The organism is Hymenobacter taeanensis, from assembly GCF_013137895.1.
In the GTDB taxonomy this organism is placed as follows: domain Bacteria; phylum Bacteroidota; class Bacteroidia; order Cytophagales; family Hymenobacteraceae; genus Hymenobacter; species Hymenobacter taeanensis.
On sequence record NZ_CP053538.1, the window covers coordinates 363,181 to 388,339 of the forward strand.

At 55.3% G+C, this 25,159-nt stretch carries 22 protein-coding genes; 15 read left to right on the forward strand and 7 right to left on the reverse strand.

The window, feature by feature from the left end:
- Positions 1-52: 52 nt before the first annotated feature.
- Entirely contained in the window at positions 53-709 is a 657-nt protein-coding gene (locus HMJ29_RS01560; protein WP_171589838.1) for a hypothetical protein, read from the reverse strand.
- 128 nt (positions 710-837) lie between these two features.
- Here HMJ29_RS01560 and serA point away from each other — a divergent pair, with 128 nt between their 5' ends.
- Positions 838-2,739, forward strand: a complete 1,902-nt coding sequence (serA, locus tag HMJ29_RS01565) for a phosphoglycerate dehydrogenase (protein ID WP_171589839.1) — start codon at positions 838-840, stop codon at positions 2,737-2,739.
- Positions 2,740-2,780: 41 nt separating this feature from the next.
- Here the strand turns inward: serA and HMJ29_RS01570 are convergent, their stop codons facing one another.
- Positions 2,781-4,136, reverse strand: coding sequence for a D-alanyl-D-alanine carboxypeptidase/D-alanyl-D-alanine-endopeptidase (locus tag HMJ29_RS01570; protein WP_171589840.1), 1,356 nt, complete (start codon positions 4,134-4,136; stop codon positions 2,781-2,783).
- A 218-nt stretch (positions 4,137-4,354) separates the two neighbouring features.
- Here HMJ29_RS01570 and HMJ29_RS01575 point away from each other — a divergent pair, with 218 nt between their 5' ends.
- Positions 4,355-5,791 carry a Gfo/Idh/MocA family protein gene (locus HMJ29_RS01575; protein WP_171593221.1) on the forward strand — a complete coding sequence of 479 codons (1,437 nt, stop codon included), beginning with the start codon at positions 4,355-4,357 and terminating at the stop codon, positions 5,789-5,791.
- Between the two features lie 68 nt (positions 5,792-5,859).
- Here the strand turns inward: HMJ29_RS01575 and HMJ29_RS01580 are convergent, their stop codons facing one another.
- On the reverse strand, positions 5,860-6,684 hold the full coding sequence (locus HMJ29_RS01580; RefSeq protein ID WP_171589841.1) for a hypothetical protein: 825 nt from the start codon (positions 6,682-6,684) through the stop codon (positions 5,860-5,862).
- Between the two features lie 284 nt (positions 6,685-6,968).
- On the opposite strand from HMJ29_RS01580, the gene pyrG reads away from it, so the two are divergent.
- The 3 genes from pyrG to HMJ29_RS01595 all read left to right on the forward strand — a co-directional run bounded on the left by pyrG (position 6,969) and on the right by HMJ29_RS01595 (position 11,750).
- The gene (gene pyrG, locus HMJ29_RS01585; protein WP_171589842.1) at positions 6,969-8,612 is read left to right on the forward strand and encodes a CTP synthase; all 1,644 of its coding nucleotides are present in this window, start codon (positions 6,969-6,971) and stop codon (positions 8,610-8,612) included.
- Positions 8,613-8,921: 309 nt separating this feature from the next.
- A complete protein-coding gene (gene yidC, locus HMJ29_RS01590; protein WP_171589843.1) occupies positions 8,922-10,814 on the forward strand; it encodes a membrane protein insertase YidC in 1,893 nt (630 codons plus the stop codon).
- A gap of 408 nt (positions 10,815-11,222) precedes the next feature.
- Positions 11,223-11,750, forward strand: a complete 528-nt coding sequence (locus tag HMJ29_RS01595; RefSeq protein WP_171589844.1) for a DUF6438 domain-containing protein — start codon at positions 11,223-11,225, stop codon at positions 11,748-11,750.
- Positions 11,751-11,821: 71 nt separating this feature from the next.
- On the opposite strand, the gene HMJ29_RS01600 is transcribed toward HMJ29_RS01595, so the two are convergent.
- Positions 11,822-13,495, reverse strand: coding sequence for an ABC transporter substrate-binding protein (locus tag HMJ29_RS01600; RefSeq protein WP_171589845.1), 1,674 nt, complete (start codon positions 13,493-13,495; stop codon positions 11,822-11,824).
- Positions 13,496-13,581: 86 nt separating this feature from the next.
- Between HMJ29_RS01600 and HMJ29_RS01605 the strand changes: the two genes are divergently transcribed.
- From HMJ29_RS01605 to lepB, 7 genes are all read left to right on the forward strand, one after another.
- Positions 13,582-14,262 carry a metal-dependent hydrolase gene (locus HMJ29_RS01605; protein WP_171589846.1) on the forward strand — a complete coding sequence of 227 codons (681 nt, stop codon included), beginning with the start codon at positions 13,582-13,584 and terminating at the stop codon, positions 14,260-14,262.
- 104 nt (positions 14,263-14,366) lie between these two features.
- Positions 14,367-15,182 (forward strand): ParA family protein, encoded by an 816-nt coding sequence (locus HMJ29_RS01610; RefSeq protein WP_135432298.1) that lies wholly within the window; start codon positions 14,367-14,369, stop codon positions 15,180-15,182.
- A 201-nt stretch (positions 15,183-15,383) separates the two neighbouring features.
- The gene (locus tag HMJ29_RS01615; RefSeq protein WP_171589847.1) at positions 15,384-16,328 is read left to right on the forward strand and encodes a ParB/RepB/Spo0J family partition protein; all 945 of its coding nucleotides are present in this window, start codon (positions 15,384-15,386) and stop codon (positions 16,326-16,328) included.
- Positions 16,329-16,340: 12 nt separating this feature from the next.
- Positions 16,341-16,955, forward strand: coding sequence for a DUF5683 domain-containing protein (locus HMJ29_RS01620; RefSeq protein ID WP_171589848.1), 615 nt, complete (start codon positions 16,341-16,343; stop codon positions 16,953-16,955).
- 12 nt (positions 16,956-16,967) lie between these two features.
- On the forward strand, positions 16,968-17,627 hold the full coding sequence (locus HMJ29_RS01625; RefSeq protein ID WP_171589849.1) for a DUF5683 domain-containing protein: 660 nt from the start codon (positions 16,968-16,970) through the stop codon (positions 17,625-17,627).
- Positions 17,628-17,641: 14 nt separating this feature from the next.
- Positions 17,642-18,361 carry a 4-hydroxy-tetrahydrodipicolinate reductase gene (gene dapB, locus HMJ29_RS01630; protein ID WP_171589850.1) on the forward strand — a complete coding sequence of 240 codons (720 nt, stop codon included), beginning with the start codon at positions 17,642-17,644 and terminating at the stop codon, positions 18,359-18,361.
- A gap of 192 nt (positions 18,362-18,553) precedes the next feature.
- Positions 18,554-19,774 (forward strand): signal peptidase I, encoded by a 1,221-nt coding sequence (gene lepB / locus HMJ29_RS01635; protein ID WP_171589851.1) that lies wholly within the window; start codon positions 18,554-18,556, stop codon positions 19,772-19,774.
- 165 nt (positions 19,775-19,939) lie between these two features.
- Here lepB and ung read toward each other — a convergent pair whose 3' ends face one another.
- Positions 19,940-20,605 (reverse strand): uracil-DNA glycosylase, encoded by a 666-nt coding sequence (gene ung / locus HMJ29_RS01640; protein WP_171589852.1) that lies wholly within the window; start codon positions 20,603-20,605, stop codon positions 19,940-19,942.
- Positions 20,606-20,717: 112 nt separating this feature from the next.
- On the opposite strand from ung, the gene apaG reads away from it, so the two are divergent.
- Both apaG and HMJ29_RS01650 read left to right on the forward strand, forming a co-directional pair.
- Positions 20,718-21,104 (forward strand): Co2+/Mg2+ efflux facilitator ApaG/CorD, encoded by a 387-nt coding sequence (gene apaG / locus HMJ29_RS01645; RefSeq protein WP_135432284.1) that lies wholly within the window; start codon positions 20,718-20,720, stop codon positions 21,102-21,104.
- 195 nt (positions 21,105-21,299) lie between these two features.
- Positions 21,300-22,130 (forward strand): O-methyltransferase, encoded by an 831-nt coding sequence (locus HMJ29_RS01650; protein WP_171589853.1) that lies wholly within the window; start codon positions 21,300-21,302, stop codon positions 22,128-22,130.
- 439 nt (positions 22,131-22,569) lie between these two features.
- On the opposite strand, the gene kdsA is transcribed toward HMJ29_RS01650, so the two are convergent.
- Entirely contained in the window at positions 22,570-23,394 is an 825-nt protein-coding gene (kdsA, locus tag HMJ29_RS01655; RefSeq protein WP_171589854.1) for a 3-deoxy-8-phosphooctulonate synthase, read from the reverse strand.
- 72 nt (positions 23,395-23,466) lie between these two features.
- Positions 23,467-24,069: a class I SAM-dependent methyltransferase gene (locus tag HMJ29_RS01660; protein ID WP_171589855.1), complete on the reverse strand. Its 603-nt coding sequence runs from the start codon at positions 24,067-24,069 to the stop codon at positions 23,467-23,469.
- 115 nt (positions 24,070-24,184) lie between these two features.
- Here HMJ29_RS01660 and HMJ29_RS01665 point away from each other — a divergent pair, with 115 nt between their 5' ends.
- Positions 24,185-25,132: a DUF8428 domain-containing protein gene (locus HMJ29_RS01665; protein ID WP_171589856.1), complete on the forward strand. Its 948-nt coding sequence runs from the start codon at positions 24,185-24,187 to the stop codon at positions 25,130-25,132.
- The last annotated feature ends 27 nt before the right edge of the window (positions 25,133-25,159 follow it).

The window sequence follows — 25,159 nt, forward strand, 5'->3', positions numbered from 1 at the left end:
TCGCTACAGGTGCCGCTTGCACCTCAGCAATTTGTACACTCTAAGCAACTTACTAGTGAGCCTTGGCCGCTATGCTTGGCTTCCAATACGTAGTGGGGCCTTCCTGGCCCTTGGGGTACTCCGTTCGCTTTAAGTAGAGCGTGGTGCTGTTCACCCAAAACAGCTCAGCCGGCTCCCAATTCTCGGGGCGCACTTCCCATACTGGGCGCAGCACACCCTGTTGCACCTGCAAGAGCTGCACGGCGTTGGGCTGACCGCCGCTGTACTCCAGCCCGGGGCATATGGTAGCAATACTCTGCTGGTCGGGCGCGTACAAGGGCGCACCGTACAGGGTCAGGCGCCGGCCTTCGGGGCTAATCAGCCACCATTCGGCTGTTTCGTAGAAGGCCACCTCCACCACATGCCGCTGGTAGTTAGGCAGGAAGCCGTGGTACGTGTAGGTCTCGGTTTCCTCTTCTGAATGGCCGTTAGCTACGGCTTTTTCATCGATGATAATGTTACGGAAAGTTTGGGGCCCCACGGCGGTAGGAATAACCAATTGTCCGTTGAGAGCCTTTACCGGGAAGGTAGCTGGTGCCACGGTGGGCCGCGCTGCCCGATGGGCCTGCTGGTACGTGGCGGCCGCAATTCGCTGGAAAGCTACCGCCGCCGTTGGAGGTGGTGGGGCAGGCAACAACAGGCTAAAAAGCAACATCAGAAATACTGGCATGCCTCAAAATATTGGTAAAATCTGCTCAATAGGTAGTGGCCTTTACATTCTTTATGGGTTTGAAATCGTAGAACGCGCCATTGTGCGCTTGCGCCCTATTGGCCGTTCCATTCTACCTTGCCCCCGTTATGCCAGAACCTGCTCAACCGCTCCCCTATCTCATTATTGATTTCGACAGCACCTTCACCCAGGTAGAAGGGCTTGATGAACTCGCCGACATTGCCCTGCAGGGCCAGCCCAACCGGGAGGAAGTGGTGGGCGCCATCCGGGCCCTCACCGACCGCGGCATGAGCGGCGAGCTGAACTTCTCCGAGTCGTTGAAGCAGCGCCTGGAGCTGCTGCCCGCCCGGCGCGAACATATTGCGTTGCTAGTGGAGCGGCTGAAAGGCAAAGTTTCGGAGAGCATTATCCGCAACCGCAGCTTCTTCGAGCGCTTTCCGGGGCGGGTGTACATCGTCAGCAGCGGGTTTCGGGAGTTTATTGAGCCGGTGGTGGCTGAGTTTGGCATCGATGCCGACCATGTGCTGGCCAACACCTTCACCTTTGATGCCGACGGCCGTATCACCGGCTTCGACACCAACAACGTGCTCAGCCGCGACGGCGGCAAAATTCTGCAGCTCCGCGAGCTTGAGTTGGAGGGCGACGTGTACGCCCTCGGCGACGGCTACACCGACTACCAGATTCGGGAGGCTGGCCTGGCCAACCGCTTCTACGCCTTCACCGAGAACGTGCACCGCGAGGCCGTAGTAGCCCGTGCCGATGAAGTACTACCCTCTTTCGACGAATTTCTCTACCAGAATAAGCTTCCGATGACGCTCTCTTATCCGAAAAACCGCATTAAAGTTCTGCTCCTCGAAAACCCTGATCCGCGCGCCGCGGAGATGTTCCGCCAGGAAGGTTACCAGGTAGATTCCGTACCCGGTGGCCTAGACGAAGACGAGCTGGTGCAGCAGATTGAAGGCGTGAGCATTTTGGGCATCCGGAGCAAAACGCAAGTAACGGCGCGGGTGCTGGAAGCCGCCAACCGCCTCATTGCTGTGGGCGCCTTCTGCATCGGCACCAACCAGATTGACCTGACCGGATGCATGAAGAAGGGCGTGGCCGTGTTCAACGCCCCCTTCTCCAACACCCGTTCGGTAGTAGAGCTAGCCCTAGGTGAAATTATCATGCTGGCCCGCCGCATCCCCGAGAAGAGCCCCAAAATGCACGAGGGCGAGTGGGATAAGTCGGCGAAAGGCGCCTTTGAAATTAGGGGCAAGAAGCTCGGCATTGTGGGCTACGGCAACATTGGCTCCCAGCTCTCCGTGGTGGCAGAGGCCGTTGGTATGCAAGTGATGTACTACGATGTGGCCGAAAAGCTCCAGCTCGGCAACGCCGTGAAGTGCCGCACCCTGGAGGAGCTGCTCCGCCAGTCCGATATCGTGACCCTGCACGTGGATGGCCGCCCCGCCAATACCAACCTCATTGGGGCCGCGGAGCTGGCCATGATGAAGCCCGGCGCCCTCCTGCTTAACAACAGCCGCGGCCACGTGGTAGACGTGCCGGCCCTGGCGGCCGTGCTCCGCTCCGGCCACCTCGGCGGTGCCGCCGTCGATGTGTTCCCCCACGAGCCCAAAACCAACCACGAAAGCTTTGAGAGTGAGCTGCGCGGCCTGCCCAACGTACTGCTCACGCCCCACATTGGCGGCAGCACCGCCGAGGCCCAGCGCAACATTGCCGAGTTTGTGCCCGAGCGTATTATGCAGTACGTGAACACCGGCAACACCCAGCAGAGCGTCAACTTCCCCAACATTCAGCTGCCTGAGCAGCAGGCCCACCGCCTCATTCACATTCACCACAATGTGCCCGGCGTGCTGGCCCGCATCAACAACGTGCTGGCCCAGCACCACGTCAACATCCTAGGCCAGTACCTCAAAACCAACGAGCACATCGGCTACGTGATTACCGACATCGACAAGCAGTACGAGCAGGAGGTTATTGGTGAGTTGCGCAAAGTGGAGCACACCATCAAGTTCCGGGTGCTGTACTAGCCGCAATACCATCCGTAATGCCCTGGGCCTCCCCGAAACTGCTACATCCGCTCCCGTACCTGCGTCAGTACTCGCTCCATTTCCTTCCGGATGGTGCTGGTCTCGGCTATGTGGTTGTTGTTCATGAAGCTGAAGGCCAGCAGCCGGCCTGATTTTGTGCGCAGGTACCCCACCAGGTTGTGGTTGTTGGTAAGCGTACCGGTTTTGCCCCAGAGCCAGGGGCCTTGCGGGTCGCGGTATACGCGGCGCAAGGTGCCCTGCCGGCCACCGGCGGCTAGCCAGTCGAAGAGGCGAGGCTCGGGCACCTCCTGGTGTAGCTTCAGCAGCAAGGCTACCAAGGTGCGCGGCGTCACGAGGTTCAAGCGTGAGAGCCCCGAGCCATCTACCCACTGGGGCTTATCGGGGAGGGTACGCAAGTAGTTCGCCTGCATGGCCCTGATAACCCGCTGTGAGCTAAGAGAATCATTACTCAGGCTGGAGGCGCACATAAGCAGCAGCTGCTCCGCTAGGAAATTATCACTCACGCGCAGCATGCGGCGGTACAATGAGTCTACTGCCAAGCCCCGCAGGGTACGCACGGAGTCTTGGGGGCGAAGGCGCAGTGCGGCCGGCAGAATGGGGCGCCGCAAGGTGTCTTGCAGAAGTTGGAGCAGCAACGACGTGCTCGTGCGGAAGGGAGTCTCATCAACCCAGTTTTTGGAGCTGGGGAAAACGCAAAAGCGGTTTTCAAGCGTTTCGCGCCGCACATGATCATCGGCCATATTTGGGTACCCGATGGGTGCCACCGCCATTAACGGCCGAAAAAAGCGGGGATACACGCGGGGCAGCGGCTGCCCGGCTTTGGCGTAGAAGCGCACCGTGTGCCCGTACACCGGGAATGCCCCCCGCTCAGGCTGGAAATAGTAATTGTAGTCGTCCCAGGTCCAGCCGGGCCCGTATGCCGGGGCGCAGGGCACCGCAGCGTAAAACAGCTTTTCGGGGCGGTTTTGCAGAAAGGTTAGCGCCCGGCTTGAGGGCACATCACCATGCAGGAGGGTTGGGTCGCCGGTGCCCCAAAACAGCAGAGAGTCTTGGCGCAATACGTAGTGCAGGCTGGGCAATGAGTCGGGCAGCATGTGCAGGCCCGCGTACAGGCTAAACAGCTTCATGGTGCTGGCCGGCGTAAAGTACCGGTCAGAGTTCATCTCATACACCACCTCTCCCGTAGCCACATCAGTCAGGCACACGCCCACGTTGTGCTGGCGCAACACCGCCGATTCCCGGATCTGCTGATCTAGCCAGACTGGCCTAGCGGTGCTTGCGGCGGCTACAGCTACTTTTTTCTGGGCAAAAGCCGGTGCCGCCAGCAAGCTTAATAGGCCTAGCATAGCGCTTAACAGAACACGAAAAACCAACATGGAGGGGAAGAAAACAGGCAAAAACTCTCGCAACTTGGGCAAAAGTGCGGCGCTTTTCAACTCTTCTTTTCTGCTGCTAGGCCACCTCTGGGCACAGGCTGCCCCAGTTAGTAGTGCTTGCATGCCCGTGTAAAGGCCGGTTCATGATTCTGGGCAATGGCAACTTCCTGCCCTCCAGCCAGTATGCTTTCCCGTATCATCATCTGACTTTACGCTCTATGTCAATTACCAATGAATTACTCAGCACCGTGCTGCGGGAAGCCAGCCGGGAGGTTTCCCGTAAAGAATTCTTAACCCTAGCCGGCCGGGGCCTGGCCGTGGGCGTGGCGGCCGGTACTTTGGCCAGCTGCCAGTCAGAAGGGCCCGCCAATGCCCAAGCTGCTACTACGCCCACCACGGGTACCCCAGCTTCTGAAGTAAGCGCTACCACCTATACCTCCCCGGCTGGTCAGAAAGTACCATCCTCTGAGGCGGTGTCGCCGCCCGCTAAGGTGCCTACCGCATTAGATAAGCCCATTGAGCTGGAGCAGTGGAAGTCCGACGTGGACCCGCAGTCGGGCCCCGTCCCTACCCCCCTGCCGCCCGATAAGCGCGTAGGGTACGCCTTAGTAGGCCTAGGCCACCTCACCCTGGAAGAAATTCTGCCGGCTTTTGGGGAATGCAAGAAATCGAAGCCCGTGGCCTTGGTTAGCGCCTCGCCCGAGAAGCTGAAGAAAGTGGCCCAGCAGTACGGCATTAAGCCCGAGAGCTGCTACAGCTACGAGAACTACGACAAGCTCAAGGACAACCCCGAGGTGCAGGTTATCTACATTGTGCTGCCCAACTCCATGCACGCTGAGTACACCATCAGGGGTGCACAGGCGGGCAAGCACATTCTCTGTGAGAAGCCCATGGCCACCTCGGTCCGGGAGTGTGAACTGATGATTGACGCCTGCAAAAAGGCCAACGTGAAGCTGATGGTGGCCTACCGCATCCAGTATGAGCCTTACAACCGGCAGGTGAAGGAAATGGTGCGGGGCAACAAGTTTGGCAAGCCTAAGTACATTGAGGCCCAAAACAGCCAGAGCTCTGCCAACCCCGACCACTGGCGCCACAAGAAAGATCTGGCTGGTGGCGGCTCTCTGCCCGATATCGGCCTGTATTGCCTAAATACCAGCCGCTTTGTGCTAGGCACCGAGCCGACGGAAGTATTTGCCTACACTTACAGTACGCCCGGCAATCCGCTGTTCAAAGAGATTGAAGAAGTCGTTTCATGGCAAATGCGCTTCCCCGAAGGCGTTTTCGTCAACTGCGTATCGCACTACAACACCCACGACTCCCGCTTCTACCGCGTGAACACGGAGCGTGGCTGGATTCACGTAGACAATGCCTACGCCTACACCGGTCAGCAGCTCCAGACCTCCCACGCCGAGGGCCCCGCCAAGATGAAAAACCAGATGGTGCTGAGCGAGAAAAACCAGTTTGCCGCCGAAATGGACCATTTCTCGGAGTGCGTGCTGGAAAACAAAGCGCCTCACACCCCCGGTGAGGAAGGCCTGCAGGACCACCGCATCATGGAGGCCATTTATCAGTCGGCCCGCGAAGGCCGCCCCGTGAAGCTACCGGAGGTAAAAGGCACCGACGTCTTCCGCGGCCCTGAGCCCAAGCCAGTTTAACTACTACAGCCTGGGGGCTCTCCTGAATTCAGGAGAGCCCCCAGGCTGTAGTATGTCTGCGCAAGCCCTTAATCGAAGCTTTTGACTAATTGCTTATAAGCTTTTGTAAGGTAATGTTCCCCATCAGGCCACAGGGTTTGCCCTTTCGTAATCCAAGCAATGCCAAATGCTTCAATCCCTATTGATTCGAAAATAAAGACTACAGGCACAGTAGGTGTATCTGAAATGACTCCTCTTTTTATGGCAAGAAAGTAAATCCCCAGAATCACAATACAGCCAACAATTATCCACCCACATACTCTGTATACTATATTTCTCTTCACTTTCATTGTAGTTGTCACGACAGAATTTTTCAGGTAACTTTTTGTCTTGGGGAAATAAACGAGAGACATAACCGCCAGGCAGGCGAAAAACGTAGCAGCAAATATAAAATGTCGGTTTTCGCCTAACAGGGCAGCTATAGCATCCGGGGTGGTACTTCCGCCCGGGAATTTCGTTGCGCTATGTATACTGTAAGCAGTTGAAAACTCATCTGGGGCTGGAGGGGTAGTAGGACTGAATGCAACCCCAATTGCACAAATTCCTGCCAGCGTAGTTAAAGTTTTTTCTTTCCAATTGTATCCGTTATACGCAAATAAGAATACCCCCAATACAGTTAACATAACTACTAGAAAGTCACCGCTACTGCTGTAATAATAATCACTTATTGAGGGTTTAATAATTATGCCATCATTATATACAGTCATGAATATCAGTATAACTGGCAGGAAAATCCCGCTAAAGCCAATTAAATTTCTGAGAGTTAAATAAGAAAATACTAGCTCGTTAGTATCCTCTTTAAATTCAGGTTCTGTTAGTGGAAATAGTGAGTCATGTACACTGCTTGGCTTCATGATATCTAAGGTTTTATTGTGTATAAATACTTCGGTTTCTGCCCGGTAGTGTAGGGAGCTTGATTCCAGTAGGGCAGGTGGGATGCAAGCCTCCTATCTGTCTGGATACAGACGATATAGCTAGTTGAATATAATAACTTTAACAGTAATAGTTTGCACTTATTGAGACACCTATACTAGCAATACCTGCACCCCCGTAGCTCTCAACTTGTTCTAGTTAGTTCGCGCGTGGCACAAAGTTTCCCGGCCTCACCCGGATATATCCGCTAACTTTGTTTCCCGTTATGCCAGACCGAACCCCTACCCCCACGGCTGCAACGGCCAAGTACATTTTCGTCACCGGTGGAGTGACCTCCTCGCTGGGCAAAGGCATTATTTCTGCCTCCCTGGCCAAGCTGCTGCAAGCCCGCGGCTTCCGCGTCACCATCCAGAAGTTCGACCCCTATATCAACATCGACCCCGGCACGCTCAACCCCTATGAGCACGGCGAATGTTATGTAACCGACGACGGCGCCGAAACCGACCTCGACCTAGGCCACTACGAGCGGTTCCTGAACGTGCCTACCTCGCAGGCCAACAACGTGACTACCGGCCGTATCTACGACCACGTTATCACGAAGGAGCGCGAGGGTGCCTACCTGGGCAAAACCGTGCAGGTAGTACCCCACATCACCGATGAAATTAAGCGCCGCATGCTGCTGCTCGGTGAAACAGGTGATTTTGATGTGGTAATTACCGAAATTGGAGGTTCTATTGGCGACATTGAGAGCCTGCCCTTCGTAGAATCGGTGCGCCAGCTGCGCTGGGAACTGCCCGAGAACAGCTCCTTGGTTATTCACCTCACGCTGCTCCCTTACCTGAAAGCGGCTGGTGAGCTGAAAACCAAGCCCACCCAGCACTCGGTGCGCGACTTGCGTAGCGCCGGCCTCCAGCCCGATATTCTGGTGTGCCGCTCTGAATACCCGATTCCGGCCGAAATGCGCCGTAAAATCGCGCTGTTCTGCAACGTCAACATCAACTCCGTTATTGAGAGCCTCGACGCCGATAGCATTTACTCAGTGCCGCTGCTCATGCTGAAAGAGCACCTCGATGAGCGCGTAATCAAGAAGCTGAAGCTGCAGGGCGGCACGGCTCAGCCCGATCTGGAAACCTGGAAAGACTTCCTGGGCCGCCTGAAAAACCCCACCGAGGAAGTAACCATTGCCCTGGTGGGTAAATACGTGGAGCTCCCCGACGCCTACAAATCCATCAACGAAGCCTTCGTGCACGCCGGCGCACAGAACGAGTGCAAAGTAACCGTGCGCAGCATCCAGTCAGACCACATCAACGCCGACAATGTGGCCCAGCTGCTGCACGGTGTAGATGGCGTGCTGGTAGCGCCGGGCTTTGGCGAGCGAGGTTTTGAAGGGAAGATTTTGGCCGTGAAGCACGTGCGTGAAAACGGCATTCCCTTCTTCGGGATTTGCCTAGGTATGCAGGTAGCCGTGGTAGAATACGCTCGCAACGTGCTAGGCCTGTCGGAAGCCTCTTCCACGGAGATGCACCCCCAAACCCCCGCGCCCGTCATTGCCATGATGGAAGACCAAAAGGACGTTACCCAGAAGGGTGGCACCATGCGCCTGGGCGCTTACGACTGCGAGCTGCGCCGTGGCTCTAAAGCAGCCAAGGCGTACGGCCGCAACCACATCAGTGAGCGGCACCGCCACCGCTACGAGTTCAACAACGACTACCTCAAGCAATTCGAGGATGCCGGCATGATTCCCTCGGGCATTAACCCCGAGACTGGCTTGGTGGAAGTGGTAGAAGTGCCTAACCACCCGTGGTTTGTGGCCGGGCAGTTCCACCCGGAGCTAAAGAGCACCGTGCAAAACCCACACCCACTGTTTGTGCGCTTCGTGCGCGCCGCTATCCAGCACCGGAAGGTGTAGCGAACTAAGGAGTAACATACCTCTCTGAACGTCATGCTGAACTTGTTGAAGCATCTCTACCGCTGGCTAATTATTAGTCTAAAGAAGCGGTAGAGATGCTTCGACAAGCTCAGCATGACGGCGTTTTAGGCATACCTACTGTCTCATCACCCTACACATTTTCATCTTTCCGCCTGACAAAAACGCCGACTCAATAAATATTCGCCTGACAAGTCCGACCTTTGCGGGCATGTCGCCGGATTTTTGACGGGGACGCGGGGCTGCCGCTGGTGGTGGCTTCGATCTTTTTCTCTGTACGTACCACTACTAATGGACAGAAATTCAGCAATTGGCCTGTTTCTCATATCGGCCTTGCTCATCATCTACCTCTACGTTGTTCCTCACCCCAAGCCGAGCGAGGAAGCGAAGAAACCGGCCAACACCACCGCAGCGGCCCCCGCTGCTGCCGCAACGGCCGCTGCTGCTCCCCTAGACTCTGTAGCTGCTGCCCAACAGTTAGGTGCTTTCGGGGCCGCCGGCATGGGCAGCGCCCAAACCACGGAGCTGAAAAACGATAACCTCACCATTACCTTCTCCTCGAAGGGTGGCCGCGTGGAGGCTGTTCGTTTGAATAAGTACAAAACCTTCTTTGGTAAGCCTCTTGACCTGTTAGACGCCCAGAGCGCCCAACTGGACACTCGCTTCCGCACCACGGATGGCCGCCAGGTAAAGCTGTCGGATCTGTATTTCCGCCCCGAGCCCCAGGGCAACACCGCTATCCGGTTTGTGGCTGATGTTGCTGGTGGGCAGATTGAGCAGCTGTATACGCTGCCGGCTAACAGCTTCGAGCTGAGCTATAGCCTGCGCTTCAACAACCTCAGCAGCGTGGTGGCCCAGGAGCCGCTCACGTTCACCTTCCTTGACCATGTGCGTCAGACGGAGCAGGACATGAAGCAGAACCGCAACCACACCACCATCAACCGCTACCTCGTTTCCGGCGACCATACGGCCCTGGCCGAGGCGTCGGAGAAGCCCGAAGAAATTAAGGTAACGGAGCCGCTGAAGTGGGTGGCCCACAAGCACGACTTCTTCGTGGCCGGCATTGTGGCCGACAACCAGTTTCAGTCGGGCCAGCTCAACTCTACGGTGGATCTTGAAGACTCCACGTTCATCAAGACCCTGAGCAGCACGCTCACTATTCCGGCTGCCGATGTGCAGCAGGGCAAAGCCAACTTCCGCTTCTACTTCGGCCCCAACTCCTTCAACACCCTGAAGGAAGTGGCTCCTGATTTTGACCGCAACGTGTACCTGGGCTGGGGCATTTTTCGCTGGGTAAACCGCTTTGTGGTGCTCCCCACCTTCCACTTCCTGGAGCAGTTCATCAGCTCCTACGGTATCATCATTGCCCTGCTGGTAGTGCTGATCAAGCTCGTGACCTGGCCCCTGACCTACAAAACGTATGAGTCGCAGGCCAAGATGAAGGTGCTGAAGCCGGAGATTGACGCCATTAAGGAGAAGTACGCCGACGACCAGATGAAGCAGCAGCAGGAGACCATGAAGCTCTACAGCAGCATGGGTGTCTCGCCGCTCAGTGGCTGCGTACCTACGCTGCTTACCCTCCCGATTCTGTTCGCCATGTTCCAGTTCTTCCCCAACGCCATTGAGCTGCGCCAGCAGCCCTTCCTGTGGGCCCATGACCTGAGCACTTACGACGACCTGATTAAGCTGCCCTTCACGCTGCCGTTCCTGGGCAACCACATCAGCTTGTTCACGCTGCTGATGACGCTCTCGACCCTGGCCATGACCTACCAGAGCAACCAGAACAACCCCGCCGCCATGCAGGGCCCAATGAAGTTTTACAGCTACCTGATGCCGTTGATCTTCTTCTTCGTGCTGAACAGCTTCTCGGCTGGCCTGACCTGGTACTACCTCATTTCTAACCTCGTTACGCTGGCTCAGCAGGCCATTACCCGCCGCTTTGTGGATGACACTAAGCTGCGCGCCAAGCTAGAGGCCAACAAGGTGAAGAACAAAGACAAGAAGCCCAGCGGCTTTTCGGCTCGCCTCCAGGAAGCTATGAAAGCCGCCCAGGAAAAGGAAGGCCAGGCTCGCCAAGGCGCCCGCCCCACCACTAACAACGACGCTGACGATACAGACGCTGACTCCGACACTGGTGCATCGGATGTATCGCCGAAGCGCCCACGTAAAACGCGACGCTCGTAAGGTAAACGCCTTCTAAACAACAAGCCCCATCTGCAGCTGCAGATGGGGCTTGTTGTTTAGCCCAACACACACTGGCTGCTTTTCCGCACGTTGTAGCTGAGCCATGCTAGTGCCCTAGGCCACTACAGCGCCTGAGCCTCGCGCCCCACTCTGCAGTCATCATAAAAGCATATAATCTTGAGCTAACTGAAAGATCATATAACGTCAGTCAGCAGAACTGGCCTAGCGCTTCGTGCTAACGTAACCAGAATCTTTGCTTCTCTTAATTAGTATTGTTGGTGTTGCTCAGCAAGCGTTTTAGCTTAATCCGGAATAGCTGTTTCCTTCGGGCAAACAGGAGGAAACAGCTCAACTTTCCGGCTTGGTTTTTGGCTTTGCCCCACTATCGCCCTCTTCACTTCTATCACTATGCGCCTCTTCCTTGCTTCTATCCTGCTGACTGCTTTGCTGAGTGGCTGTGCGGCTCAAGCGCAACAAGCGTCCAAGCCTAAAACAACGGCAGCCCAAAAGAAGTCTAACGCCAAACCTACGCCTGCTCCCGCAACAAAAGCGCCGGTAGCGGCCCAGCCAGTGGTTGTTTTCCGCAGAACGCCCTGCTTTGGCACTTGCCCCCATTATAACGCCAGCTTTTACGCCGATGGCCGGATGCAGTACGAAGGCTTTGCTTATGCTCCGGCCGAAGGCAAGCGTGAAGTGCAGCTGCCTCCTGCAGTTGTTGCCAAATTCCTGCAAGACGCTGAGAAGATCGGCTTCTTTCAAATGAGAGATGAGTACCCGACCAGCTTCACTGATATGCCAACCACCTTCCTCACCATCCGGCAGGCCAACGGCACCACCAAGACTATACAGGCCGAGGAAAACTTCCCTCCTTCGCTACAAAAGCTGTTTGACTCCATCGATAAGGAAGTAGTCAAAGCCTTTGAGATAACTAAATAGTGGCCTAGGCCACTGTAAACCCCAAAAGGGGCACTGAGTAAGTCAGTGCCCCTTTTTTAGGTGCTGGCTTACTATTGCTTCTTCACCCGCTCCAATACCAGTTGGTTCATGGGGTTTGGCGTGAGGCCCTCCACGTTGTTTTGCGTGAGGCGTACTACCTCATCGTAGTACAGCGCAATTACGGGCGACTCTTCCACGATGATGCGGTCCATCTGGCGGTAGAGATTATAGCGCTTCTCGGTGTCCTGCTCTAGCTTAGCTTGCTCGTAGAGGCGGTCGTAGGCCAGGTTCTTGAAGTGCGTTTTGTTGGGGCCGGCCGGCGAGAAGTTCTTGCTGTAAAACAAAGCGAGGTAGTTCTCCGCGTCGGGGTAGTCGCCGAGCCAGCTTTTGGTGAAAAAGGCGGAGCTGCCGTTATCCACCATCTCTTGGTGAGCGGCAGCCTGGTTCACATCAATATCTACCTGCACGCCCACGTCGGCCCAGTTCTTCTGCAGGTACTCGCATACTTCCTTGCGCTCCGCTACTGTGGCCAGGCGCAGGTGCAAGGGGTGGCGTATATCATAGCCCGCCTGCTTTAGCAGTTGCCGGGCCTTGGCTGGCTGGTACGAATAGCCCGGCACCAGCTTCTGGCTATACGACGGCAACGAGGCTGGCACAAACCCCGAGAGGCCCGGCACGCCCACGTTGTTGAGGAAGTAGGCCAGTAGCTCCGGCTTGTTGAGGGCATAATTCAGGGCCTGCCGCACGCGCTTATCCTGCAGAGCTTTGCCCGCTTCGGCGTTATCGCCGCGCAGGCGGGCGGGGTCTTGCTGCAGGCCTAGGTACTCGGTGTTCAGGTAGGGCACTTTCTGCAACCGGAACTTGCCTTTGAAGTCTTCCCGCACCGTGCCATCGGGGTACATGATTAGGTCGCGGGAGCCAGCCCTAATGCCGCTCAGGAAATCCAGCTTCCCCTGCATGAAGGTCAGAAACTCCGATTTCCGGTCCTGGATAAAGCTGATCTGCACGGCATCGAGGTAGGGCAGCTGCTTGCCCTGGGCATCTTTGCGCCAGTAGTTGGGGTTGCGGTGGTAAATAATGGCGTTGCCCTCATCCCACTCTTTAAAGAGAAACGGCCCCGTACCCACTGGGTGCTCGCGGAAGTCCTTGCCGTACTTCTGCACGGCCTCGTGCGGCACCACGTAGGCGTAGGGCATCGTCAGGATGCCTAGAAAAGGAATAAACGGCTCTTTCAGGTACACCCGCAGCGTGCTGTCATTAGCGGCTACAAAACAGGTATCCGAGGGCTCTCCTTCAGCATCTTCCAACACCTTACCCCGAAAAATCCAGCCGCCGGGGCTGGCCGTAGGGCCATCCAGCAAGCGCTTAAAGCTGTATACAAAATCCTGAGCTACTACTGCGCGCCCTTTACCACGGGGGAATACCTCCGAGTCATGGAAGCGCACACCGGAGCGCAGAGTGAACGTGTAGGTTTTACCATCCGGTGAGATGCTGTAGCGGCGGGCAATGGCGGGGCCGGGCTTGAGGCTGTCATCCAGCTCCACTAACCCATTGTAGAGCTGGGTGGCAGCCCATATGTTAGCCTGCTTGTTCGTGAAGGCGGGGTCGAGGGAGGTTAGCGCCTCGGGCTGGTTGTAGCGAAACACGCGCCGGGCATCCGTCGTTGGGCCAGTCTCAGAGCAGGCCGTTAGCAGAGGCAGCAGAACAAAAGCGAAACCGGCAGCACGCCGTGAAAACGGAAACATGGGAACGACGAAACAGTGTATATTTGCAAAGGTATCCCACAAGCCGGGTTTCCGGTTCAAGCGCCGCCGCGCGGCCTTCCTTCCCTATGAATTTAACCTACTACGGCCATTCCTGCTTCCTACTTGAAGCCGGTGGCAGCAAAGTTCTTTTCGACCCGTTTATCCGCCCCAACCCGCTCGCTAAAGACGTGGATGTGGACAAAATCGAGGCTGACTACATCCTGCTCAGCCACGGTCACGGCGACCACGTAGCGGATGTTGAAGAGATTGGCAACCGCACCGGCGCTGAGTTGGTGGGCATGGTGGAAACCGTAGGCTGGTTCGGCGCTAAGGGCTTGAAAGCTAACTACGGCATGAACCTGGGCGGCACCATCAAGCTGCCCTTCGGCACCGTGAAAATGGTGGCAGCGGCTCATTCCAGCTCTATGCCCGATGGCTCGTACGGTGGCCTGGCGGCTGGTTTCGTGGTGGAGGCAGAAGGCAAAACCTTCTACTTCGCCGGCGACACTGCCCTCACCTACGACATGAAACTCATTGGTGAGCGGTACAAGCTAGACTTTGCCATCCTACCCATCGGCGACCATTACACCATGGGCATTGACGATGCGCTGGTTGCCGCCGAATGGGCGGGCGCCAGCAAAGTCATTGGCATGCACTTCGATACCTTCCCGCCGCTGGTTATCAACCACGACGAGGCTAAAGCCAAAGCAACGCAGGCCGGCAAAGAGCTGGTGCTGCTGAGCGTTGGGGAAACCATTACTTTGTAAAAAAGCTAACGGCGGCTAGCCTTTTAGGCTCTTCGCTTACTACCTTTTGTACTCGCTACGAAAAGCTAACAGCTAAAAACCAGTAGCTAACAGCTTCTACTCTCATGGGAAAAATCATTGCGGTAGCCAATCAGAAGGGCGGGGTGGGCAAAACCACCTCCTCGATTAACCTCGCGGCCTCATTGGCGGCGCTGGAGTATCGGACCCTGCTAGTTGACGCCGACCCGCAGGCCAACGCCACTTCCGGCGTGGGCTTCGACCCGAAAGACATCCAGAACAGCATCTACGAGTGCATGGTGGATGGCATCAACGCCCAGGATATCATCCTGAACACGCAGGTGCTCCCCCACCTCGACCTGATGCCCTCCCACATTGACCTGGTAGGAGCCGAGGTGGAAATGATTAACCTGCCTAACCGGGAGGAGAAGATGAAAGATGCCCTGCGCCCCCTCGTGGACCAGTACGATTTCATCATCATCGACTGCTCTCCGTCGCTGGGCCTTATTACGGTAAACGCTCTCACGGCGGCTCACTCCGTAATTGTGCCAGTGCAGTGCGAGTACTTCGCACTGGAAGGCTTGGGCAAATTGCTGAATACTATCAAAATCATCCAGAGCCGCCTCAACGAGGAGCTGGAGATTGAGGGCATCCTGCTCACGATGTACGATGTGCGCTTGCGCCTTTCCAACCAAGTGGTAGAAGAGGTTAAGCTACACTTCCAGCAGTTAGTATTTGACACTATCATTCCGCGCAACGTGAAGCTGTCGGAGTCGCCGAGCTTTGGTATTCCGGTGCTGTTGCACGATGCCGAGAGCAAAGGCAGCATCAGCTACCTGAACCTGGCCCGCGAGATTGTGGAGAAAAACATCGTCTCGGCAGATCCCGAGCAGGAGCAGCCCGCTGAAGATACAGCCGCGTAGGGTGGCCTAGCAGGGATTGTTCTACCCAAACGCACGATCAGGAAGACGGCCAGCAACTTAAGTTGCTGGCCGTCTTCCTTTTTACTTAATGTTCCACGTTTTTTATAACGTGGAACAAAAATATCCCGGTCATCCCGACCGTTTGTGTATTTTTGAATCCCGCTCTCGTCTACCACTACAAGGCGAGAGTTGATTGCAGGTATGTCAGAGAAGAACGAAGATAAAGCAATGCCGGCAGCGGCCAAACGCAAAATTGGTGGCCTAGGCCGTGGCTTGAACGCCCTGATTGAAGGCAGCTACGAAAAGAAAAGCGAGCGGTTGGGCCTGGTGCCTCACCCCGTTAATTCGGTGGGCCTGATTGCCGTAAACCAGATTGAGGCTAACCCCTACCAGCCCCGGACGCACTTCGATCAGCAGGCCCTCCAGGACCTAGCCGAAAGCATCAAGGTGCAGGGCATCATTCAGCCCGTGACGGTGCGCCAGATGGGCACCAACGTCTACCAGCTGATTTCGGGGGAGCGGCGTTTGCAGGCTTCCAAACTCGCTGGCCTCGATGCTATTCCGGCGTACATCCGCAAGGCCGACGACCAGCAGATGCTGGAGATGGCCCTAATTGAGAACATTCAGCGGGAAAACCTCAACGCCATTGAAATTGCTCTGAGCTACCAGCGGCTGGTGAGCGAGTGCAACCTCAAGCAGGAAGAACTTGGCGACCGGGTAGGCAAGAATCGTTCAACGGTTACTAACTACCTGCGCCTGCTTAAGCTGCCGCCCGATATTCAAATTGGTTTGCGCGACAATGTTATCAGCATGGGCCATGCCCGCGCGCTGGTGAACGTAGAAGACATGGAGCAGCAGCTAGGCCTGTTCCGCCGCATCGTGGCCGAAGACCTTTCCGTACGCCGGGTAGAGCAGCTGGTGCGTGCGGGTAGCGCGGCCCCAACTGAAGGCGAGAAGAAAGCCTCGCAGCCCGCTGAGCCGGTGGTACCGGCCGCCGAGCTGCGCCGTACCGAGCGTCACCTCACCGAGCGTTTCGGTAGCCGCGTATTGGTAAAACCCGGTCCGCAGGGTCGTGGTGAAATCAAGATTGCTTTCGACTCAGTAGAGGACATGCAGCGCATTCTGCATATTCTGCAGCCTGCTTAACCGCTTTCTGCCATGCCTGGGCTTTCAGATGCGGTAGCTCCCCTCCTGCTGTTGGCGGCGCTACCGCTGGCCCATGCATCCTGCGCACAGGGGCTGGCTTCAAGTTCGGCGGCCACTGAGAAGCTGGCCTGGTTGTCTGCAACTCGGCCGCAGAAAGCGGGCACGTTCTCGGCTTTGTTGCCTGGCGCTGGGCAGGTATATAATGGCCAAGCCTGGAAAGGCCCTCTGGTTTATGGGGCATTAGCAGGCTCCGTATACGCCGAGGTGCAGTATTGGCGGTTGTACAGTGAGTACAAAGCCGGCTACAAAACCAGAGTACAGCTGTCTCGTGGCAACACGCTGGCCATTGATACAGGGCCTCACTCCAGTCAAGAACCCAGTGATGCGGCCCAGCTATACCGTTTCAACTCCTACCGGACATCTCGGGACCTTTTATTAGGACTGAACGCGCTGATATACGGGCTGCAAATTCTGGCTGCTGTCACGATTGCGCACCTGCACGATTTTGACATCAATGAGAACTTAGCGCTCCGCTGGCAACCAACGGCGTTGCCCTTAGCCTCTTCTGGCTGGGCACCTGGCCTACGGGTTGCCCTTACTGTTCGCTCTTCCAACCGTTCCTCATAACCCATGCCGCACATGCCCCTCAAATTCCAGCCCCGCGGGCTGCTCATTTGGCTGGTTACGCTCGTGATGGCTCTCAGCACCCTAACGGGGCAGGCACAAACCGTTACGGAAGGTCCCGACTCGGCCCGCGTAGCTACGCCCGACGTGAACGACTCATTGCGCCGCACAGAGAAGCTCTTTGGCTGGCGCGTAACACGGCCGCAGAAGGCAGCGCTGCTGGCTTTGGTATTACCCGGCTCCGGTCAGATTTACAATCACCAGTACTGGAAGCTGCCGCTGGTATATGGTGGCCTAGGAGGCGTTGGTTACGGGCTCGTGTTTTACCAGACCCGCTACAGGGAGTACGTCGACGGCAAAAACCAATTCATCAAAGCCCAGAATGCGGGTGCCCCTATACCCTTAGCTGATCTTAAGGGTTCGAACGTAAGTCAGGAAACCAGTATTACGAACGTGCAGCGGGGCATTGTTTTCTACCGGCGCAACCGCGACACGTTTATTGCTTACACGGCGGTAATATACGGCATCACTATTCTGGATGCGCTGGTTGCCGCTCACCTCCGCGACTTCGACATCAGTGAGGATATAAGCATGCGCTTAGATCCGGCCGTTATGCCGTCGTCGAGTTTTAAGCAGCCAGCCACTGGCCTGGCGCTGACCTTTACTTTAAAATAACTTTCCTTTTTCGAATGAAGCTTCTTCTGATCGGCTACGGCAAAATGGGCCGGGCCATCGAGGCACAGGCCATTGCCCGGGGCCACCAGGTTGTTGGTATTGTAGATCCCACGCACCCCAACGTACACATCACTGGTTTCACGGCTGCCACGGCTGATGTAGCCATTGAATTCACCCACCCCGATGCGGCCTTCCAAAATGTGCAGGCTTGTTTGCGCCAGGGCATCCCGGTGGTGTGCGGCTCTACCGGCTGGCTGCATCACTTCCCCGAGGCGCAGGCGCTAAGCCAGCAGACGGGTACTCCTCTGTTTTATGCGTCCAACTACAGCATAGGTGTAAATCTGTTCTTCCACTTCAATGAATATATCGCAGCCAAAATGCACCAGTTTGGGGGCTATGACGTGCAAGTGCGGGAGATTCATCATACCCAGAAGGTAGACCAGCCCAGCGGTACCGCGCTAACGGCCGCCGAAGGTATTCTGCGTCACTTCCCCAACAAAACTACCTGGCGCAATGAGCCCACCCAAACCTCAGAAGAGCTAGCCATTATCTCGGAGCGGGAAGGCGCGGTAGTGGGTACGCACATTGTTACTTACACCTCCCCCGCCGACAGCATTGAGCTGAAGCACGAAGCCCACTCCCGCGACGGGTTTGTGCAGGGCGCCTTGCTGGCCGCTGAGTGGCTGCCCGGCCACCAGGGAGTATTTGGCATGAAGGATTTGCTTGGCCTGTAGGCGAAATCACACTGTAAGGGGGTTGATGTTCTGACGACTGCATGGCGCTGCCCAGGCCAATAGAATACCAGCGTCTCTACAGCACAAATTCACCACTTGCTTATCTTCATCGCATTATTTCGCATCTTCCGGCGTTGATAGCTGGAAGTAGCCAGTATATGCTGGTTGTCGTTTTTTCTGGCCCTGAATATTATGGCTGTACAATCCTGGGAGAAATACCTCGAGAAAAATAAACCCGCTCCGGCGCCCGTTCCTACTAACGGCAAGCCGAAGAAGCAGAAAGGCGCCTTCCGGGAATGGGGCGACGCTATTCTGTTTGCGGTAGTAGCGGCTACGCTCATCCGCTGGGCTACGTTTGAGGCCTACACCATCCCAACGCCCTCCATGGAGCATTCGCTGCTGGTAGGCGATTATCTGTTTGTGAGCAAGTTGCATTACGGTCCGCGCACCCCGCAAACCCCGTTGCAGGTCCCGCTCACGCACCAAACCATCTGGGGCACTAGCATCAAGAGCTACTCCGATGCTATTCAGTTGACCAGTCACCGCCTGCCAGGTTTTTCCTCCGTGAAAAATAATGATGTGGTAGTGTTTAACGTACCCACGGAAGCTGAGCATCCCGCCGACCTGCGTACCAACTATATTAAACGCTGTATTGGTATTCCGGGTGACGTACTGACCATCGTCAACGGCCAGGTGTCGGTGAACGGTAAGCCCGCCAAGAACTACCCTGAAATGCAGAGTAGCTATTTCCTGCAGGTGCCGCAGTATACTGATGACATTGTGGGCGATTTTAAGAAGTATGGCGTAGTGAACTACGACGATACCGAGGCCGGAATACCTTTTGGAGGCGTTCATCCCACGTATGGCCCCGGCTACCAAGTAAACATGACGCCGGCAGCCGTAGCTTTCTTTAAGCAGCAGCCCTACGTAAAAGGAGTTATCGACCTCAAAACGCCTCCTGGCCAACCTGAGCCCGGTCAGCAGGTGTTTCCCAACAACCCCGATGCGCCTTACAGCCAGCCCCTGGCTAATCCGCCATTCCCCACCTGGAATAAGGATAACTACGGCCCCATTCAAGTGCCCAGGGAAGGCCAAACGGTGCAACTTACCCCCCAAAACACCCCGCTATACCAGAAAATTATTCTGCGTTATGAGCACAATGAAGGTGTAGAGCTTAATGCCAACGGTGTTATTACCCAGAACGGTCAGCCACTCACAAGCTACACCTTCAAGCAGGATTACTACTTCATGATGGGCGACAACCGCCACAACTCCCTGGACTCCCGCTTCTGGGGCTTCGTGCCTGAAGACCACATTGTGGGTAAGGCGGTGCTCATCTGGTTATCAGTTGATCCATATGGGTCTTTCCTTCACAAGATTCGTTGGAACCGCTTGTTCAACTTGGTAAACTAGGTGTAGCGGATTTCGGCCACGAGACATGAAGTCAAATAAAAAGCTCTGCTAACTCTACGTTGCAGGGCTTTTTATTTGATAGTCTTTATAGCACACTGCTTTAGTAGGGGGCTACGCAAACAGGTAAATATGCAGACGCTCGAGACCGTCTACCTAAGCACTGGTTTACCACTTGATGGGAGCCAGGCCATTCTTTACTAAGTAGGCATTTGTTTGGCTGAATGGCTTGGAGCCGAAGAACCCCCGGTCGGCAGCATATGGGGAGGGATGCGCGGCCTTAAGCACGAGGTGTTTGCGGGCATCAATGATTTCGCCCTTCTTTTGAGCGTATGCTCCCCAGAGAATAAAGACCACGTGTTCTTTCTCCTCCGATATCTTCTGGATTACCGCATCCGTGAATTGCTCCCAGCCTTTTTTCTGGTGGCTGCCTGGTTCTGCGCCGCGTACAGTAAGCGTAGCATTTAGTAGCAGCACCCCCTGCTCGGCCCAGCGGTCGAGGTTGCCGTTGGGCGCTGGGGGCGTATCTGGCAGGTCACTCTGCAACTCCTTGAAAATGTTCTGGAGCGAAGGGGGTGTCCGGACACCTTCGGCCACTGAGAAGCTCAGGCCGTGGGCTTGCCCTTTGCCGTGGTACGGGTCCTGGCCTAGAATTACCACCTTCACTTTATCGAAAGGGCAGGCATCAAACGCATGAAAAATCAGCGGACCAGGTGGGTAAACAGTGGCAGTTGCATACTCGCCTTTTACAAAGGCAATTAGGTGCTGAAAATACGGTTTTTCGAACTCGGCATGGAGTACGTTGCGCCAGCTTTCTTCTATCTTTACGGACATACAGGAGTATATTATTTTGCGATTGGCTAAGCCTTTTGGTGCCTTGGCTGCGTAGATAAACCAAATTCCCCATACGGCTGTTAGCTTTCTCCCACCCCGGACCTCAGGAGCCATGAATACGACCACAACACAGGGTGTCACCGTTAGCGTAACCACCAATTACCTGCCCGATTATTCGAGCCCAGGTCAAGAGCATTACGTTTTCGCCTATAAAATTGATATCCGCAACGACAGCGAATTTACCGTTAAGCTACTGCGCCGGCATTGGTACATATACGATGCCAATGGAGCCGTGCGCGAAGTAGAGGGCGAAGGCGTAGTAGGCCAGCAACCGGTGCTTGAGCCCGGCGAGTCGCACCAGTATGTTTCGGGGTGCAACCTCAAGTCGGGCCTCGGTAAAATGCGGGGCTCTTACCAAATGGAGCGCCTGATGGACGGCAGTGAGTTTGCCGTTGAAATACCGGAGTTTACGCTCGTAGTACCTTATCGTCTGAACTAACTTTTTCTTGCCGTAGGCAAGCAGAAAGGCCTTTCTTCATGAAGCAGCATGCTGCCTTAGCTGAGGAAAGGCTTTTCTGTGCCTTTCCCTAAGTACTGCCGGCCTATTCGTCTTGAAAAGCCCCGTAGCTTTGCCTGCTCTCTCATAGTGAGCGGCTAGGCCAGTGTTGGCCGCTTCTATTTTTACTTGCGCACTTTGCTTTTTCAAATTCTCAGCTACCTCCGGTTTTTGTTGCAGTCGGGCAACACGCATGGGCTACACTCTCCCTTTGTTTTTAGCCTGTACGCGCACGTGATTGGCCACGATGGAAATTTTGCGGCATACAAACCCATTGAAGCCCGGCGCCAGGAGCTGCTACAAAGCGCAAAGAGCATTCAAGTACACGACTTTGGCGCTGGCTCGCATACGGGCGCGGGCCGCACACGCCGCATCCGTGATATTGCCCGCACAGCGGCTAAATCACGCCCGCTAGCTCAGCTCCTGTTCCGGTTAGTGAATGCATTTCAGCCCCGCACCATTGTTGAGCTCGGCACATCCTTGGGGCTCACTACCTCCTACCTCGCTGCCGCCGACTCAAGGGCCAGTGTACTCACTTTCGAAGGATGCCCCCAAACGGCCACGGTGGCAAGAGAAACATTCACGGCCCTAGGCCTACGCAATATTAACCTTCAGGAAGGCAACCTCGACGACACTCTGGCTCCTGCTCTGGCAGCCCTTAACGCGCCCGTAGATTTTGTCTTTTTTGACGGCAACCACCGTTTCGAGCCCACCCTACGCTATTTTGAGTTGATGAATGCGCACCGAACTGAGGACAGCGTATTTGTGCTGGATGACATTCATTGGTCGGAGGAAATGACCAGGGCCTGGGAGGCCATTAAACAGCATCCGGAGGTTACGCTGACTATCGATCTATTCTTTATCGGGCTGGTCTTCTTTCGGCGCAAGCAACCAAAACAGCATTTCCTGCTACGGTTTGACAACCTGCTGGATAAGTTGCTGGAACGCACCCAGCGCTTCTCTGCTTAAAGACCAATGCAAGCTAGCTTCAAAAATACTAACCTCAATAGCATAAGAGCCGTTGAATGCTAGTATATTTGGCAAACGTACGGTTGTCACCCCGCCAATGCGGCTGCTTAAAACAGCGAAGCCCGTGCTTGGGGCACGGGCTTCAGGATAAGAAGGGTGTTTAGGCCACCCTCAAATCCAGTCGTTATGGACAAGGGTCGTACAAACATGGATGGACTTCAGGTTGAATGCTCCATTCATGTGACCACAACTTTCATAGTGAGGGTTGTGGCCGCTTTAGGCGGAATTGGAGGGTTATACCTCCTATTCGGGCTGTAGCGGTAACGGTAGCAGAGGGCGCAAGCTCTCTGCTACTTTCGCTTTCAACGAAACAAATATAGTGTATGTTTTGGCAAAATGTGCCTGCGCTGCGCGCCCATTTATGCCTACGCTTAATGGCCTAGCGAACTGCTTCCCGCACCCGCGTAAGCTTCACCAGCAACGCCTCCAGCCGATCAAGGGACAGCATGTTAGCACCATCTGATTTAGCGCTGGCGGGCGTTGGGTGGGTTTCAATAAACAGGCCATCGGCCCCTACTGCAATTGCCGCCTTGGCAATGGTTTCAATGAGGGCTGGTTTGCCTCCGGTTACGCCGCTGCTTTGGTTAGGCTGCTGCAGAGAGTGGGTCACGTCCATCACCACGGGCACGCCAAACTCGCGCATTACCGGCAGGTTCCGGAAGTCTACTACCAGATCAGAGTACCCAAAAGAGTTGCCGCGGTCAGTCAGGATAACGTTCTCGTTGCCCGATTGACGCACTTTATCCACGGCAAACTGCATCGACTCACCCGACAGGAACTGGCCTTTTTTTACGTTTACTACTTTTCCCGTTTTAGCGGCCGCAATCAGCAAATCGGTCTGGCGGCATAGAAATGCCGGAATTTGTAGTACATCCACGAACTCAGCAGCCATGGCGGCCTCCTCCGACTCATGGATATCGGTTACCGTAGGCACCCCAATTTCGCGGCCCACCTTCTCCAGAATACGCAGGGCTTTCTCGTCGCCAATGCCGGTGTAGGAGTCTAGCCGGGAGCGGTTGGCCTTGCGGTAAGAGCCTTTGAAGATGTACGGTATTTGAAGCCTATCAGTTATTTGACGGACCTGCTCGGCAATGCGTAAGGCCATGTCTTCGCCTTCAATCACGCAGGGGCCCGCCATCAGAAAAAACTGGCCGGAATTAGTATTGCGGAAATGAGGCAGGGTATTAGCGAGAGTTTGCAGCATGAAATGGCTTATGAGGCTAAGTGGTGGCCTAGCAGATGGTAGAACAGAGACGGTTAGAAGTGGCCTAGGCCCCTACTTCTTCCTTAAACATATAAACAGCTCGCGCCCTTGGCGTGGCCCAATGGAATTAGTGGCTGTCTCGAAATGGACGAACTTGAAGTACGGCTCAAAGTACGCCCGGTACTCTTCCCGGGAGCCGCCAAACGGGGGCCCAGGCTGGCTAAAGGTAGTATCAAATAGTAGCCCAACCAGCGTACCTCCCGGCCGGAGCAAGTGAGCACACTGCCGGGCATACGCTGGCCGAAGGCTAGGATCGAGGGCACAGAAGAATGTTTGCTCCACAATCATATCATACGGTGGCGTGGCTGGCAACTGAAAAAAATCCTGTTGCAGTAAATGACTGGGAGGAAAGTCTGGCACCCGTTGCAACAAGTCCTGCAGGGGTGCTGCCGCTACTTCCGCCACAAAAATATTTGGATAGCCTGCATGATGCAGATACTCAGCTTCGTAGGCCCGGCCCGCGCCCGGAATCAGGACCCGACGGGCATCTGGCGCCCCTAGCTGCGCAAAATAATCTTGCAGAGGTGGCGTTACCGCACCAGTATCCCAGGCCGTTTGGCTGGTAGCGTAACGCTGCTGCCAATACGCAGCATCAAGGGTAATACCTGGTTGCATATGCTGACAGGATTGTATCTTGGGACTTGCCTGGGTACAGAACTCCGTTATTTTTGCCCCAAAGGTAATGCCTTCGTCCGGACCATCCGGACTTCACTTAACCCCCTTTCCTGCCATGGAACAAGACAACAGCCCCGAACCAAAGAACAACAACAAATGGCTCCTGCTAATCGCCCTTGTCCTGCTCTTGGTCGGCATCAATGGCTTTCTGTTCTACATGAATCGGCAAAAGACGCAGCAGAATGAACAGCTGCAGTCAGAAGTCCAGGTGAAAGACACCAAACTGGAAGAACAGATCAAGCAGTACGAAGCACTCAAGGCTGATTTTGAGCGTCAGAGCCAGGAAGTGCAAGGCATGGGCCTTGCTAATGATTCTCTGGAAGCTAAACTAGCTCAGATTAATGCTGATTTGCTGAAGCTGCGCTCTTTCAAAGCCGGTAGCTTCAGCATTGCTGAACAGCGCCGTTTTAAGCAGCGCGCCGCCAATTTTGAGAATCAGCTTCGTAAAAAAGACGAAGAAATTGCCCAGTTGAAGGCTGATAACGAAGCCCTTTACACGGAAACCACCACCCTGAAAGAGCGACAGAATAAGCTCACCGACACTATTTCTACCGTGGTGCGCTCCAATCAAGAGCTTTCCGAGAAAGTATCTATTGCCTCGCGCCTGCAGGCCGAAAACATCCGGGTTGGGGTAGTTAACAGCCGCAACAAAGAGAAAGACGACGACGACAACGAGTTTAAAGCTAAGCGCGTGGAGAAGGTGAAAGTAACCTTCAACCTGGCTCGTAATGATGTTTCGCCGAAGGAAACCAAGCAGATCATGATGCGCCTGATTGAGCCCGATGGTGCGGCTCTTTACAACCTGAGCACCGGCGGCGGCACCTTCACCATTGATGGTTCTGAGGCCTTCTACACGGCCAAGCAGGATATTGTATACGATAACACCCGCCAGCCTGTGCAGTTTGTTTATGCCAAGGGAGCACCCTATAAAACGGGTCTTCACACGGTAGAACTGTATGAAGGTGGTGTGATGATCGGCAAGACTACTTTCACTCTTAAGTAGGCCTAGGCCACATACCAGCACATAAAG

Bases quoted from the DNA above. Each gene is read 5' to 3' on its own strand.
- apaG (WP_135432284.1), top strand. From the start codon at position 20,718: ATGAATACGACCACAACACAGGGTGTCACCGTTAGCGTAACCACCAAT.
- HMJ29_RS01665 (WP_171589856.1), top strand. From the start codon at position 24,185: ATGGAACAAGACAACAGCCCCGAACCAAAGAACAACAACAAATGGCTC.
- HMJ29_RS01580 (WP_171589841.1), bottom strand. From the start codon at position 6,684: ATGAAGCCAAGCAGTGTACATGACTCACTATTTCCACTAACAGAACCT.
- HMJ29_RS01560 (WP_171589838.1), bottom strand. From the start codon at position 709: ATGCCAGTATTTCTGATGTTGCTTTTTAGCCTGTTGTTGCCTGCCCCA.
- HMJ29_RS01620 (WP_171589848.1), top strand. From the start codon at position 16,341: ATGCCTGGGCTTTCAGATGCGGTAGCTCCCCTCCTGCTGTTGGCGGCG.
- HMJ29_RS01660 (WP_171589855.1), bottom strand. From the start codon at position 24,069: ATGCAACCAGGTATTACCCTTGATGCTGCGTATTGGCAGCAGCGTTAC.
- serA (WP_171589839.1), top strand. From the start codon at position 838: ATGCCAGAACCTGCTCAACCGCTCCCCTATCTCATTATTGATTTCGAC.
- dapB (WP_171589850.1), top strand. From the start codon at position 17,642: ATGAAGCTTCTTCTGATCGGCTACGGCAAAATGGGCCGGGCCATCGAG.
- HMJ29_RS01610 (WP_135432298.1), top strand. From the start codon at position 14,367: ATGGGAAAAATCATTGCGGTAGCCAATCAGAAGGGCGGGGTGGGCAAA.
- HMJ29_RS01570 (WP_171589840.1), bottom strand. From the start codon at position 4,136: ATGTTGGTTTTTCGTGTTCTGTTAAGCGCTATGCTAGGCCTATTAAGC.
- HMJ29_RS01605 (WP_171589846.1), top strand. From the start codon at position 13,582: ATGAATTTAACCTACTACGGCCATTCCTGCTTCCTACTTGAAGCCGGT.
- HMJ29_RS01625 (WP_171589849.1), top strand. From the start codon at position 16,968: ATGCCCCTCAAATTCCAGCCCCGCGGGCTGCTCATTTGGCTGGTTACG.
- HMJ29_RS01575 (WP_171593221.1), top strand. From the start codon at position 4,355: ATGTCAATTACCAATGAATTACTCAGCACCGTGCTGCGGGAAGCCAGC.
- lepB (WP_171589851.1), top strand. From the start codon at position 18,554: ATGGCTGTACAATCCTGGGAGAAATACCTCGAGAAAAATAAACCCGCT.
- yidC (WP_171589843.1), top strand. From the start codon at position 8,922: ATGGACAGAAATTCAGCAATTGGCCTGTTTCTCATATCGGCCTTGCTC.
- pyrG (WP_171589842.1), top strand. From the start codon at position 6,969: ATGCCAGACCGAACCCCTACCCCCACGGCTGCAACGGCCAAGTACATT.
- ung (WP_171589852.1), bottom strand. From the start codon at position 20,605: ATGTCCGTAAAGATAGAAGAAAGCTGGCGCAACGTACTCCATGCCGAG.
- HMJ29_RS01615 (WP_171589847.1), top strand. From the start codon at position 15,384: ATGTCAGAGAAGAACGAAGATAAAGCAATGCCGGCAGCGGCCAAACGC.
- HMJ29_RS01595 (WP_171589844.1), top strand. From the start codon at position 11,223: ATGCGCCTCTTCCTTGCTTCTATCCTGCTGACTGCTTTGCTGAGTGGC.
- kdsA (WP_171589854.1), bottom strand. From the start codon at position 23,394: ATGCTGCAAACTCTCGCTAATACCCTGCCTCATTTCCGCAATACTAAT.
- HMJ29_RS01600 (WP_171589845.1), bottom strand. From the start codon at position 13,495: ATGTTTCCGTTTTCACGGCGTGCTGCCGGTTTCGCTTTTGTTCTGCTG.